We start from the raw sequence: 13,280 nt of genomic DNA, 5'->3' as shown, positions 1-13,280 counted from the left end.
CGCCAGCCCTGTGGCGAGGGAGTTGTGGCCATTGGGCGATCGTGGCGAGGGGGCGTGCTCGCGCTGGGCTGCGCTGTCAGCCTCTCAAGCGCAAGCATGCCCCCTCGCCACCGTCTTCATCAGTCCTGGCGGCTGGTGACTTCCAGCAGGTGGTAGCCGAACTGGGTCTTGACCGGACCCTGGACCACATTGAGCGGGGCACTGAATACCACGGTGTCGAATTCCTTGACCATCTGGCCCGGACCGAACGAGCCCAGGTCGCCGCCCTGGCGGCTGGACGGGCACGAGGAGTTGGCCTTGGCGACTTCGGCGAAATCAGCGCCACCTTCGATCTGGGCTTTCAGTTCGTTGCACTTCTCTTCGCTGGAAACCAGGATGTGGCGGGCAGTGGCTTTGGCCATGGGAAAATCTCCTTCGCTGTTTTCAAAGGTGTTGAGCCTACCGGATTCGTCGAGTGGTTGTTGTCAAAATTGCGTCAAAACCTTGGACCTGACGATCAAAGGCCGGCTTTGCGCAGGCGTTCGGCGTGCCGCAGGTAGAGCGCGATCGAGTCGGCGCCGCCGCGTGGCCTGCCCGCCTGGTGGATGACGTCCAGGTGATCCATGGGATAGTCGGATCGGATGACCTTGCCCAGGTGCGAGCTGAAGCGCCCGACCATGCCGTCGTTCTGCCCGGCCTCGGTGATGAAATACTCGGAAAAGGCCCGGCAGAAGGCATGCAGGGGCGACGTCGCGTCGCGTTCTTCGTGCTGGCCGGCGGGCAGCGTGCCGCTCCACGAGTAGTAGCGCACGCCATTGACCTTTTCCGGGCCGTTGTCGCCCCAATGGCTGGGCAGGCCCTGAGGGTATTTGTCGTTGAAAGCGCCGACGCCCTCGGTGGTCAACGCGCCCAGGCTGGCAATGGCCGCCGAAGGCAGTTGCGCCTGGCCGCCCAGCAACGAAAGGAAGTCGGCAAACAGCGTGGCAATGTGGCTCGCCACGTGCCCCGGCAGTCGCCCCGGCGTGAGCGCCTTGCGCAGGAAGTCGGCCAGTTCGGAGCCTTGGTTAGGGCCGCTGACCGAGGTCACCGACGCCACCCGTTCCGGTTGCAGCGCAGCGGCATAGCGTGCGGCGAGCGCGCCTTGGCAGTGGCCGATCAGGTTGACCTTGGCCGCGCCGGTCCCGTTGAGGATCCGGTCCATCTGGGCCAGCAATTGTTCGCCGCGTGCCTCGTTGGAATGGGTGGCCGACAAGCAGGGGATGAACACCCGGGCGCCGGCAATCCGCAACGCCTGCTTGATGCCGTGGAAAAGTTCGAAGCCGCCGATCCTGTCAAACCCGAACAACCCATGGACCAGCAGGATGGGAAATTGGGTGGTTGCATTCCGTTGCATGTTCGTACCTTTTTCGAAGAGGTTCACGTTGAATTTGCGTCCTCACTCTAATCCAGGCGTTTGTTGGGTGGTGTAGGAAGAACCCGCAGTAAGTTAAGGAAAGCGGATTAAAAAAAGCAGGAAGAGTCGAGCCCGGAGTCAGTGGAGCCGAAGGTGTCCGGATGCTTCCGATAGGCTGCGGTGTTTGCAGCTACAGCCTTGGGCGTAGGAGACGACGCGAGCCGTCGTTTTTGTCTGACTGAGGGGTGGCGCCGATCGGGTTCTAATGGCGGTATCGGGCTGCGTTATCCGGCAACGCTGCCGCTTTCCAAGGACTGGAGCAACTGCATGACCACCACCTACCGATCTTCCCAGCGAGCCCTGCCGGGCTCGTCCGCGAAACTTCCGGCGCCTTGCGTGGCCGCGGCCAAGGGCGGGGTGATCAACCCGGCCTGGCGCAAGGTTGTCATCACCCTGAAGGCCTATCCACTGATGGCGTGCGGGGACGAGGTGTTGCTGTGCTGGCACGGCCTCAATGGCGACGCCGAGCCCTATCGACATGAAGTGCGAGGGTTCGTGACCGAACGGCATGTTGGCCGCGGCCTCGTGTTCGTCGTGCGCGAGCCGCACATTGCCGAACTGGACGGCGGTTCGCTGGAAATCTTCTACCAGGTGACGGGGCGGCAGTTGCCGGCCGCCTGGGTCTCGGAGCCGCTGCAACTGGAAATCGGCGACGCCTCACCGCAGCTATTGGCGGCCGTCGCCAGCGATGCCGTGGGAGGCGCCCTGGACCCCGGCCGCGTGCCGGAAGGCACCCGCGTGAGTATTCGGCCCTATTCCCGAATGGCCGTCGGCGACCGGTTGATCCTGATCGCCAGCCGGGACGACCAGCCACTCTGGCGGGACATGCTGGAGATTGAGGCCCACGCCGTTGGCCGGGCAGTCTCGTTCTGGCTGGATCCTTCGCAATTCGCGACCCATGTCGGTCATGACCTGGCGTTGGCCTATGTGGTGAGGCGCGGCCATTCGGTGCGTCGCGCCGAGTCGTTGTCACTGCACATCGGTCCGTTGGTGCGCCCGGCGCTGGCATTGCCGCGGATCCAGGCGTTGCAGGATGGGTGGTTGGACATCGACGATTACCCGGATGGCGTCACCGTCGCTATCTATGGTGCCGGGCTCGAAGCGGGTGAGTTGGTGTGGCTGCAATGCAATGGGCATTACGCGCATGTCGAAGAGCGGGAAATCACCGAAGCCACGGCGGGCCAACCGGTGACCTTCGTCGTTCCGGCGGCGTTCTGGCAGGACCAGCGGGGTCGATCGGTGCAGGTGTTCTATCAGATCGAACGGCTGGATGACGTCAGCCAGCGTTCGGGGGAGCTGACGGTCCAGGTTGGTTCCCCGGTATAGGCGCCGAGGATTGTCCTGGCCGAGGAGTCTTGGGGCTTGTCGAAGACGCTTGTCGTGGCGAGGGAGCTTGCTCCCTCACCACTGCTGTAGAAAGCGTTCGCGGGATTTCAGACGGCTGATTGCAGTTTGCGATGAGCCTCGCGCAGCAGTCGCTCGGTGGCGTCCCAGCCCAGGCAGCCATCGGTGACCGAGACGCCGTAGCGCATCGCCGGGCCTAGCGGTTGGCAACCTTCGAACAGATGGCTCTCCAGCATCATGCCGATGAGCGCGCGGTTTCCTTGCAGCCGTTGTTCCAGCACATCGTTGAACACCTGCGGCTGGCGCAACGGGTCCTTGCCGCTGTTGGCATGGCTGCAATCGACCATGATCCGGGCGGGAATCTTCAACCGGGTCAGGTCGCCGTGTATCTGCGCGACGCTGTCGCGGTCGTAGTTGGGGCCACGATGGCCGCCGCGCAGCACCAGGTGGGTGTCGGGGTTGCCCTGAGTCTGGATGATTGCCGGATGGCCCTGGCTGTCGACGCCGAAATGCCGATGGGCATGGGCTGCGGAGCGCATGGCATCGCAGGCAATCCCAACGCCGCCGTCCGTGCCGTTCTTGAAGCCGACCGGCATGCCCAGGCCGCTGGCCATCTCACGGTGGATCTGCGACTCGGTGGTGCGTGCGCCGATGGCGACCCAACTGAGCAGGTCGTCGAAGTAGCTGGCGGCCATGGGCTGCAACAGTTCGGTGGCGACCGGCAGGCCAAGTTGCAGCATTTCGCGCATCAGCTCCCGGGACAGGGTCAGGCCGGCGGCCATGTCGTCGCTGCCATCCAGGCCGGGATCGTAGGCCAGGCCTTTCCAACCCACGGTAGTGCGGGGCTTTTCCACGTAGGCGCGCATCACCAGCAGCATGCTGTCGCTTACCTCATGGGCCACGTGTGCCAGGTTGGCGGCGTATTCGAGGGCTGATTTCGGGTCGTGGAGGGAGCAGGGGCCGACGATGACCAGCAAGCGGCGGTCATGGCCGTCGAGGATGGCGCGGATGGCGCGGCGGTGGGCGTCGACTTGTTGGCTCAGCGCATGGGTGAGCGGCAACTGGTGCTTGAGCTGCAACGAGCTGGGCAGACGCAGGGTCAGGGCTTCATTGGCAGGGTTGAGCGTGGACAGCGGCAAAGCGGAAACGGACGAATTCATGATCTGGCTTCCTGGGCGGGCAGCGGGTTCTTTTCCCGCGCCGGCCCTACTGGGGTGTTCGACAGTTGGCCGTACTGGCCTTGAGTGTTTGCATGCCACCGATAGGTGACCGATCGGAGGCGGCAGGCTGTCCCGAGCGGAGGTTGGTAAATCGCCAGGCGCAAAAGTCGTAACGGTAATAAGTGGCGTAGTTCATGGTTCAATCCTCAAGTGTCTGGTGGTGCGAATGTGTGGAGCTGAAAAAACAAAACCCCCGGTCGGGAGGCCGACCGGGGGTTTGGAAAACTCTGGAAGGCGACCCGTTTGAAGTGGGCGCCGGTGGGGTATCAGGCGCGCCAGTGGCTAAACCAATACCCAAAATAAAAGCTGGTCGGAGCCTGGACGCCATTCGCCCATGCAGCCGCAACCGAGCGCGATGCGCGGGTGGCCTGAAGGGGTGAAGGGGCGTTGAACATGGTCGGTCTCCGTTTCAATGGTCCCGAGCTTACTAGAGGGCGGTGCGCCGGTTCAATCAGAAAATGCTATGGGCGCGATGCAATCGTCCCTCCTGGCTTGAGTCCGGTGGGGTTTATGACAAACTTCGGGTTTGACGGGCTTGCCGGTGGCAGGGTTTTGACGAGGTGCTCATGAGTTTCCAATGGCGCGCGGCGACGGCCGGGGACATCGGCTTTGCCCGGCGGCTGACCTGCATCAACATGCTTGGCTATTACCTGAAACATGATTTGCTCTGGCAGGACGACGCCTTCGACCTGGCCTGGATTATCCGCCAGAACTGGATTATCCAGCGCGACGGCCAGGACGTGGGGTTTGTCAGCCTCAGCCGGGATGCGCGGGCCTTGTATATCCGTGAGTTACAGATCGGCGAGGCCTTTCGCGGCCAGGGCGCCGGGGCCTGGGCGATCAAGCAGGCCTGGGACCTGGTGGGCCAGGAGCGACGTCCGGCGCTGCGCCTGACGGTGTTCAAGGACAATCCGGCCAGGGCGCTGTACGAACGCATGGGGCTGCGGGTCGTCGGCGAGGATGAGTGTTTCCTGAGGATGGAGCGAGAAGTCGGCGCTTGACGCTTCGGCTCGTCTGTCTATAAGACTTGTTGTAATTTTTATATGCCCCTTTGCGCTAGGTCTGCCGGATGCTTTTTGCTAAGGTGTGGATCAACCCAAATAAGACCAAATCGTGAGGTGTCTGCTTGATTAGGGTGTTAGTGGTCGATGACCATGATCTCGTCCGTACGGGCATTACACGAATGCTGGCTGATATCGACGGTCTGCAGGTGGTTGGCCAGGCTGAATCCGGGGAAGAGTCCCTGATCAAGGCGCGTGAACTCAAGCCTGACGTGGTGCTGATGGACGTCAAGATGCCCGGCATCGGCGGTCTTGAGGCCACGCGCAAGCTGTTGCGCAGCCACCCGGACATCAAGGTGGTCGCGGTGACCGTCTGCGAGGAAGACCCGTTCCCCACCCGTTTGTTGCAGGCGGGCGCGGCGGGGTACCTCACCAAGGGCGCCGGCTTGAACGAGATGGTCCAGGCCATTCGTCTGGTTTTTGCCGGGCAACGCTACATCAGCCCGCAGATCGCCCAGCAGTTGGCGATCAAGTCATTCCAGCCGACCAACGATTCGCCCTTCGATGCGCTGTCCGAGCGGGAAATCCAGATAGCCCTGATGATTGTCGGTTGCCAGAAGGTGCAGATCATCTCCGACAAGCTGTGCCTGTCGCCCAAGACCGTCAACACCTACCGTTACCGGATCTTCGAGAAGCTTTCGATCAGCAGTGATGTCGAGTTGACGCTGCTGGCGGTGCGCCACGGCATGGTCGATGCCAGCGCCTGACAATGACCGAACTGTTTGATCCAAGTGCTTTCCTGTCCACCTGCAGCGGCCGCCCAGGCGTGTATCGCATGTTCGACAGCGAGGCGCGCCTGCTCTACGTCGGCAAGGCCAAGAACCTCAAGAAACGCCTGGCGAGCTACTTTCGCAAAACCGGCCTGGCGCCGAAGACCGCCGCGCTGGTGGGGCGTATCGCGCAAGTCGAAACCACCATCACCGCCAATGAAACCGAAGCGCTGCTGCTTGAACAGACGCTGATCAAGGAATGGCGGCCGCCGTATAACATCCTGCTGCGCGACGATAAATCCTACCCGTACGTGTTCCTGTCCGACGGGGCGTTTCCGCGCCTGAGCATTCATCGTGGGGCGAAGAAGGCCAAAGGCCGCTACTTCGGGCCTTACCCCAGCGCCGGGGCGATTCGTGAAAGCCTGAGCCTTTTGCAGAAGGCGTTTTTCGTTCGCCAGTGTGAAGACAGCTACTACAAGAACCGCACCCGACCGTGCCTGCAGTACCAGATCAAGCGCTGCAAGGCGCCCTGCGTCGGGCTGGTCGAGCCCCAGGTCTACGCCGACGACGTGCGTCACTCGGTGATGTTCCTGGAGGGGCGCAGCAACGCGTTGACCGATGAGCTTTCGGCGGCGATGGAAGAGGCGGCGATCAACCTCGAGTTCGAGCGGGCCGCCGAGCTGCGCGACCAGATCGGACTGCTGCGCCGGGTACAGGACCAGCAGAGCATGGAAGGCGGCAGCGGCGACGTCGACGTGATCGCCGCGTTCATCAACCCGGGTGGCGCGTGCGTTCACTTGATCAGCGTGCGCGGTGGCCGGGTGCTGGGCAGCAAGAATTTCTTCCCCCAGGTGGGTATCGAGGAAGACGTGGCTGAGGTCATGGCCGCTTTTCTGGGGCAGTACTACGTCAGCAGCCCGGAACGCGACTTGCCTGCCGAATTGATCGTCAACGTGGTCCATGAAGACTTCGCGGCCTTGACCGAAGCCATCCAGACCCTGCGCGGTCGGGAACTGACTATCAGCCACCGCGTTCGCGGCACGCGCGCGCGCTGGCAGCAACTGGCCGTGACCAACGCCGAACAGGCCCTGGGCGCGCGCCTGGCTAACCGCCAGCACGTTGCCGCGCGCTTCGATGCCCTGGCCGAGGTCCTCAACCTGGAAGAGCCGCCGCAGCGGCTGGAGTGCTATGACATCAGCCATTCCAGCGGCGAAGCGACCGTGGCGTCCTGCGTGGTGTTCGGCCCGGAAGGCCCGATCAAATCCGATTACCGTCGCTACAACATCGAAGGCGTAACGCCGGGCGATGACTATGCGGCGATGCATCAGGCATTGATGCGGCGCTTCGGCAAGTTGAAGGACGGGGAGGGCAAGCTGCCGGACATCCTGTTGGTGGACGGTGGCAAGGGCCAGTTATCCATGGCCCGCGACGTGCTCAATGAATTGATGGTTCCCGACCTGATCCTGCTGGGTGTTGCCAAGGGCGCGACGCGCAAGGCCGGTTTCGAGACCTTGTACCTGAACGATGCGGCCCATGAATTCACCTTGAAAGGCGATTCACCGGCCCTGCACCTGATCCAGCAGATCCGTGACGAAGCCCACCGTTTCGCCATTACCGGTCACCGCGCCCGCCGTGGCAAGACCCGCCGTACCTCGACGCTGGAAGGCGTGGCGGGGGTCGGCCCGACACGGCGTCGCGACCTGTTGAAACATTTTGGTGGATTGCAGGAGCTGTCTCGTGCAAGCATCGAAGAGATAGCCAAAGCACCCGGTATCAGTAAAAAGCTCGCTGAGTCGATTTATGCAAACCTGCACAGCGAGTAGAATGCCCGTCAACCTCGCAGCCAGTTGTGCCGATGAATATCCCAAATCTGATTACCGTTCTCCGTGTCCTGCTGATCCCGATCTTCATATTGCTGTTCTATCTGCCGTATCACTGGAGCTACGCGGCCTCGGCCTCGGTCTTCGCCTTCGCCGCCGCAACGGACTGGCTTGACGGCTACCTGGCGCGACGCCTGGAGCAGAGCACGCCTTTCGGTGCTTTCCTCGATCCGGTGGCCGACAAGCTGATGGTCGCCGTGGCCCTGGTGCTGTTGGTGCAGGAACACGGCAACCTCTGGCTGACCTTGCCGGCGGCGGTGATCATCGGTCGCGAAATCGTCGTCTCGGCACTGCGCGAATGGATGGCCGAACTGGGCGCCCGCGCCCAAGTGGCCGTGTCGAACCTGGGCAAATGGAAAACCGCCGCGCAGATGCTGGCGCTGGTGATCCTGCTGGCCAACCCGTCGGACTTCAGTTTCTGGGTGCTGTTGGGCTACGCGCTGTTGCTGGTTTCGGCGGGGCTTACACTGTGGTCGATGGTCCAATACCTGCGCGCCGCGTGGCCGCATCTGCGGACCGACGTAGACCCCAAATAAACTTTTTTGAATCAAAGGGTTGACGGCGTAATCTGAATCTATAGAATGCGCCACACCAAGACGCGGGAATAGCTCAGTTGGTAGAGCACGACCTTGCCAAGGTCGGGGTCGCGAGTTCGAGTCTCGTTTCCCGCTCCAAATATTGCGCTACAGAGTTCCACTGAATTCTGTAAGCGATTGAAATCAGGGCCTTTAGGCCCTTTTTTCGTTCCAGCGGGAACCACTGAAATCCAGCACTATCCGGTGCGTTTAAGTCCAGAATTGAGTCCAGAATTCTGACGAGCACTGAATCGGTTTGTTGCTGGAGCAGTTTGCGCAACGAGACGAGCATCTGGCCCTGACTCTGTTCAGGAGCTCGCAATGGCACTCTCAGAAATGACAGTTCGGCATGCCCGAATCACTGGTAACGACTACACCCTTGGTGACAGTGATGGTCTCACGCTCAATGTGACGGCCAGTGGTGGAAAAGTCTGGCTTTTCCGTTACTACTGGACGGGCAAGCAGAAGCGCATGTCCTTGGGTTGTTACCCGCAAATCAGCCTCAAAGAAGCGCGCACGCGACGTGACGAGGCACGCGCCTTGGTGGCCCAAGGCATCAACCCCTATGAGCACCGTAAAGAGCAGCGCCGTGCTGTTCGTTTTGCGACAGAGCATACCTTCGAGGCGGTGTTTAATCAGTGGGTAGAGTTCCGTAGGCTGAGCCTGAAGGAAGGGCGCCAGAGCACGCTCTCGCAGATCTTGAGGATCTTCAATAAAGACGTCCTGCCCATATTGGGTGGACGGTCTATCTACGATATCAATCGTCACGATCTGCTGGATTTACTGAGCAGGATCGAACAGCGCAAGGCCTTAACGACAGCCGAAAAATGCCGGACTTGGTTCAACCAATTGTTCCGTTATGCGCTGGTGAAGATCGAGGGACTGGAGCACAACCCAGCTTCAGATCTTGATGTAGTTGCACTCCCCAAACCTCCGGTTACGCACAATCCATTTCTTCGTATGGACGAGCTCCCGGCATTGATGGCTGCTCTTCGAAATTACGGTGGCGCCAACCAAACTCGGTTTGGCCTTCGGTTGTTGTTGCTGACCGGTGTCCGCACGGGCGAGCTACGCTTGGCGACACCCGACCAGTTCGATCTGGAGAAGCGCTTGTGGGTCATACCGGCGGAAGTGGTGAAACAACTCCAGCTAGCGATGCGGAAACCAGGTAAGCAGACCCAAAATGTACCGCCTTATATCGTGCCGCTGTCGGTTCAGGCGCTGGAGATCGTGCGTCACTTGCTGGACCAGGTTGTTCCGGCACAACGCTACTTGTTTGCCCATCGAAGCGACCTGAGCAAGCGTATCAGTGAGAACACGCTGAATGGTGCGTTACGTCGGATGGGGTATGCCGATCAACTCACCGGTCATGGCATGAGGGCGACGATCTCGACGGCGCTGAACGAGATCGGATACCCGAAGGTGTGGGTGGATGCCCAGCTTTCTCATGCGGACCCGGATAAGGTGAGCGCGGCTTACAACCACGCGGAGTACGTCGAGCAGCGCCGGACTATGATGCAGGATTGGGCGAACCGTCTGGATCTGTGGGGGCAGGGCCAGCTGAAAGCGGCGAGTTCTCCTCTGACTATTCGTTTAGAGGGTGCAGCTTCGTTACCTTCGTTGGAAAGCGCGAACGCAAACGCCGTTCTGTACAGCAGTGGTCTCCCAGCGACGACGGTCCCAGCCTCCAAAATGTCCGTCAGCAACGAACCGGTCCTTAACGCGGCTCAGTATTCACCTGTCCTACCTGCTCCAACGCAGACTGAACAGCTGCGCGAACCCCAAGTATCTGACATACAACGCCAGCGCGCCGAGATGCTAGCTACCTATGAAGCTTCGAATAATTTACCGCTGCTTGTCTTCGCCAAACTGGCAGGCAAATCCCGAGATCAGATCAACCGCGATATCAAAGCTCGGCGCCTGTTGTCTCTGAGCCTTGGGAATCGCGGTCAGCGCATTCCTGATTGGCAGCTTGATCCACTGCGGCACAAGTTGGTACTTGTTGCGTTAGCGCGGTTTCCGGATGTCGATGCATGGAGGCTTTATGGCGCCCTTTGTAAGCCTCATGAGCGATTAAAAGGTCGCGCGCCAATCGATGTGCTTACTACGGAGAATTTCGATGTGACCGCACAAATCGTTTGCAGTGCGCTGGGTTCAAGCTGAGGTGCTGTCTTTTTGCTGTGATAATGGATGTCGCTGCTTGCTTGGGTCCATCTAGCTCGGGCTGCCGTAAATGCGTGAACTTCACGCTTTGCCTGAGGTGCGGCGGAGATGTTCGGCAAGAGGCTTCTATTGCGCAGGAAGACACCCTTTGGCATCATCTCGCTCCCGCCCTCTCTTGTCAGCTCTCTATCCCTCTCATTTGGGGGCTGCGTCTTGGGGATGGCGGGTAACCACCCGGCCTCGTGCCGGGTTTTTTATTCGTTCGGCAGGCACGGCTGGCGGACAAACTTGGAATATTCAGCTACCCCATGTATGGGGTGCTAAAGGGAGAGTGTTCGAATCACTCCGTCCCGGCCATATTATTCAATGACTTAGCCCAATCTTCATCGGTTGGGCTTTTTCATGCTTGAAAAAATACTCCCACATTTCCCCCCACGGATATTCGCCCTGAATAACGCCCGCGCCCGCCCCGGTCAGAACGTCGTCATCGAGAACCTGTGCCACCACGAAGAGATAATCCATTGGAATGCCACCTAGAAGCAGACGGCCTATACGCGAAGAGCAAGAGTTATGCAGCTCACTCCGTGTTATCCGGGTGTTCTGAAAACCTGCAACCAATGACGGCCTGGCTTACTTGTTGATGGCGCTTTTCGTTGTCACGGATCTTACTGTAGCGCCCATGTCGAAGGGGGGGCGGATGGAAGGAGGTGTTTTGCGACCGCCATGGCATCGACACTCGATGCCATGTACAGCATGTCGGCGAGCGTATAGGGTAGAGCGCTAACACTCGCAAACTGAGGGCTGGCATGTATCAAGTCATAGGGATCACCAAAACCCTCGGGTACTTCGCTACAACATGCCTGGTCGTCTTCCTGTTTCTGCATTACAACGATATGTCAGAGCTGCTGTCTGGGCCGCTAACCGATCTTCGTCGGCCCGTGGGATCAGCGGTAGGAATTGGTGCTGCTGTTTTCTACGTTTTAGGCCAGACCCCTGTTTTTGTGTGGCTGTGCAGGCTTCCTTTTGTTCGCAAATTGCTCCCGCCCATCGATGGAGAGTGGAACATGAAGCTGCAGTCCAACTGGGGGATCATGCAGAAGTGGCTTGGGCAACGCGATGGGACCGAGCTCTACGTCGTTCAGGGAAAGGTCAGGATTAAGGCGCGTTTGTTCAGCGTTAAGATGGAGTTCACTTCGGACATCCCATACTCCGAATCCAAGACGATCAGCGTCTCCGTCCGACCCAGTGATCAGGTCGGTATCCTCGAACTTAACTACATGTATATCAACTACACCCAGGTTCCGGTGGCGACTGATACGAATGTGCACACCGGGGCGGCTAGGGTCTTCGTCAAAGAGTCTGGTGACGATTTTGTCATGGACGGCACCTATTTCACCGACCGTAAGTGGACGGAAGGGCTCAACACGGCAGGGCAGGTCACATTCACTAGGTCTAACGCCACTTAACTATGTGTCTCACAATGCCGTCCTTTATTCCAGTGGATCAAAATACACTACATGTGGGATTTTTTTTCTTGGCTTGATCTATATGTTGTGGGGTGGCACTATGTCATCTCGCACGTGTCATCGAGCATGGTAGCTGACAACTTGGGAAGGACTGCACCCTTTGGATTACGTATTTGGCGTAGGGTGGCAGTGATGAGATTCGGGAGCGCAGAAGCGCTTGGTAGTCTTGATGTGAAGGTCAGCAATTGCTGGAGACACCGTTCATTTAGCGCTTGAGCGGAGGCTTCATGCCGAATTTTAGTCCCTTGCTATTCACTACTACCGGGGAAGATTGCTTCCTTGATGAACTCAACCTCACACCTGACGAGCTGACTGAAATCGATGGCGCTCGTAAAGATATCAGAGAGGCTTTGAAGGCTGACCTGCCTCGGGCGCTTCGTGAGAAAGGCCTCGAGGGTGAGGTCTGTGAGCCGCGGTTCTACATCCAAGGTTCGCGTGCCTACAAAACGCTCAACAGTCCTTGCACGACCCCGCCCCAACAGTCAGATATCGACGATGGTGTGTACCTTCCGCTTAGTGTCATGCGTGAAGAGAGCAGCCCCAAGCTAGCTATCACTTTGTTCTTTGACGCTGTCATCGACGTACTTCAAGCGATGTGCGCCGAAAGAGGGTGGAACGCCGAGAGCAAGGATACCTGTGTTCGGGTAACGATCTCCCCCTATGCTCACATCGACCTTCCTTTGTACGTGATCCCGGATACCCTTTTCCTGCTGATAAAAGCCAGCATGGAAAGCCGTGGCCATGCCGTATTCGACAGTGCGATCAATTCCGAGAGGGACACTTGGAAGACCCTGCCCTCGGACAAGATTCTGCTGGCAGATCGAAAGCAGGGCTGGCGTAAATCCGACCCAATGGCTATGAAAAACTGGTTCAAGCGGGAGTGCCAGGAAAAGGGTGATCAACTCATCCGTGTCGTGCGTTACCTAAAAGCATTCCGCGACAAGCAATGGGAGGATAAAGGCCCAAGCTCAATCCTTCTGATGGCGGCAGCTTGCCCGCTGTATGAGTATTTCGACAAGCGAGATGACCACGCGCTGTTGAACGTCGTAAAGGGAATTCCTGATGCCCTGCGCAAGGGCGTCATGAGCCCCATTGACCCCGAGTCATCGCTCACTGCGCATATGCCCAAGGAGGCGATTGCCGAAGCCGTGGAGCTTTTTCAGGTTTTCGCGAATCACTTGGAAGGTTCAATCAAGGCAACTGATGCACAAACTGCTTATCACTGGCTTCACAGCATGCTGGGTGACCGGTTCCCGAATGCACCTTATCGCATGAAGCCGAATTCTGAGAGCCTGCCGGCGTCCATGGCTGCAATTGCTCCTCTCGCGGGCCCCGCAGAGCCTGTAAAGCGTACAAAGGCAGGCTAAAT

The 13,280-nt window shown here is 59.3% G+C and carries 11 protein-coding genes and 1 tRNA gene; 9 read left to right on the top strand and 3 right to left on the bottom strand.

Annotated features, from left to right (window positions below):
• Positions 1 to 119: 119 nt before the first annotated feature.
• On the bottom strand, positions 120 to 401 hold the full coding sequence (locus tag VM99_24715; protein ID AKK01105.1) for a peptidylprolyl isomerase: 282 nt from the start codon (positions 399 to 401) through the stop codon (positions 120 to 122).
• A gap of 95 nt (positions 402 to 496) precedes the next feature.
• Entirely contained in the window at positions 497 to 1,372 is an 876-nt protein-coding gene (locus VM99_24710) for an alpha/beta hydrolase (GenBank protein AKK01862.1), read from the bottom strand.
• A gap of 417 nt (positions 1,373 to 1,789) precedes the next feature.
• On the opposite strand from VM99_24710, the gene VM99_24705 reads away from it, so the two are divergent.
• A complete protein-coding gene (locus VM99_24705) occupies positions 1,790 to 2,758 on the top strand; it encodes a hypothetical protein (GenBank protein ID AKK01861.1) in 969 nt (322 codons plus the stop codon).
• A gap of 107 nt (positions 2,759 to 2,865) precedes the next feature.
• On the opposite strand, the gene VM99_24700 is transcribed toward VM99_24705, so the two are convergent.
• A complete protein-coding gene (locus tag VM99_24700) occupies positions 2,866 to 3,936 on the bottom strand; it encodes a phospho-2-dehydro-3-deoxyheptonate aldolase (GenBank protein ID AKK01104.1) in 1,071 nt (356 codons plus the stop codon).
• A 626-nt stretch (positions 3,937 to 4,562) separates the two neighbouring features.
• On the opposite strand from VM99_24700, the gene VM99_24695 reads away from it, so the two are divergent.
• The 8 genes from VM99_24695 to VM99_24660 all read left to right on the top strand — a co-directional run bounded on the left by VM99_24695 (position 4,563) and on the right by VM99_24660 (position 13,278).
• Positions 4,563 to 4,997, top strand: a complete 435-nt coding sequence (locus tag VM99_24695; protein AKK01103.1) for a GNAT family acetyltransferase — start codon at positions 4,563 to 4,565, stop codon at positions 4,995 to 4,997.
• 182 nt (positions 4,998 to 5,179) lie between these two features.
• Entirely contained in the window at positions 5,180 to 5,764 is a 585-nt protein-coding gene (locus VM99_24690; GenBank protein AKK01102.1) for a chemotaxis protein CheY, read from the top strand.
• A gap of 2 nt (positions 5,765 to 5,766) precedes the next feature.
• Positions 5,767 to 7,590, top strand: coding sequence for an excinuclease ABC subunit C (gene uvrC / locus VM99_24685; GenBank protein AKK01101.1), 1,824 nt, complete (start codon positions 5,767 to 5,769; stop codon positions 7,588 to 7,590).
• Between the two features lie 32 nt (positions 7,591 to 7,622).
• Positions 7,623 to 8,183: a CDP-diacylglycerol--glycerol-3-phosphate 3-phosphatidyltransferase gene (locus tag VM99_24680; GenBank protein AKK01100.1), complete on the top strand. Its 561-nt coding sequence runs from the start codon at positions 7,623 to 7,625 to the stop codon at positions 8,181 to 8,183.
• Positions 8,184 to 8,245: 62 nt separating this feature from the next.
• A tRNA-Gly gene (locus VM99_24675) sits at positions 8,246 to 8,321 on the top strand.
• Positions 8,322 to 8,543: 222 nt separating this feature from the next.
• Positions 8,544 to 10,385 carry an integrase gene (locus VM99_24670; GenBank protein ID AKK01099.1) on the top strand — a complete coding sequence of 614 codons (1,842 nt, stop codon included), beginning with the start codon at positions 8,544 to 8,546 and terminating at the stop codon, positions 10,383 to 10,385.
• Positions 10,386 to 11,191: 806 nt separating this feature from the next.
• Positions 11,192 to 11,851 (top strand): hypothetical protein, encoded by a 660-nt coding sequence (locus VM99_24665; protein AKK01098.1) that lies wholly within the window; start codon positions 11,192 to 11,194, stop codon positions 11,849 to 11,851.
• A gap of 287 nt (positions 11,852 to 12,138) precedes the next feature.
• Positions 12,139 to 13,278 carry a hypothetical protein gene (locus VM99_24660; protein ID AKK01097.1) on the top strand — a complete coding sequence of 380 codons (1,140 nt, stop codon included), beginning with the start codon at positions 12,139 to 12,141 and terminating at the stop codon, positions 13,276 to 13,278.
• Positions 13,279 to 13,280 lie beyond the last annotated feature (2 nt).

Source organism: Pseudomonas chlororaphis, from assembly GCA_001023535.1.
Taxonomy (GTDB): Bacteria; Pseudomonadota; Gammaproteobacteria; order Pseudomonadales; family Pseudomonadaceae; genus Aquipseudomonas; species Aquipseudomonas chlororaphis_E.
Note: the sequence above shows the minus strand (reverse complement) of the source record. Positions and strands in the feature narration are given on the sequence as shown.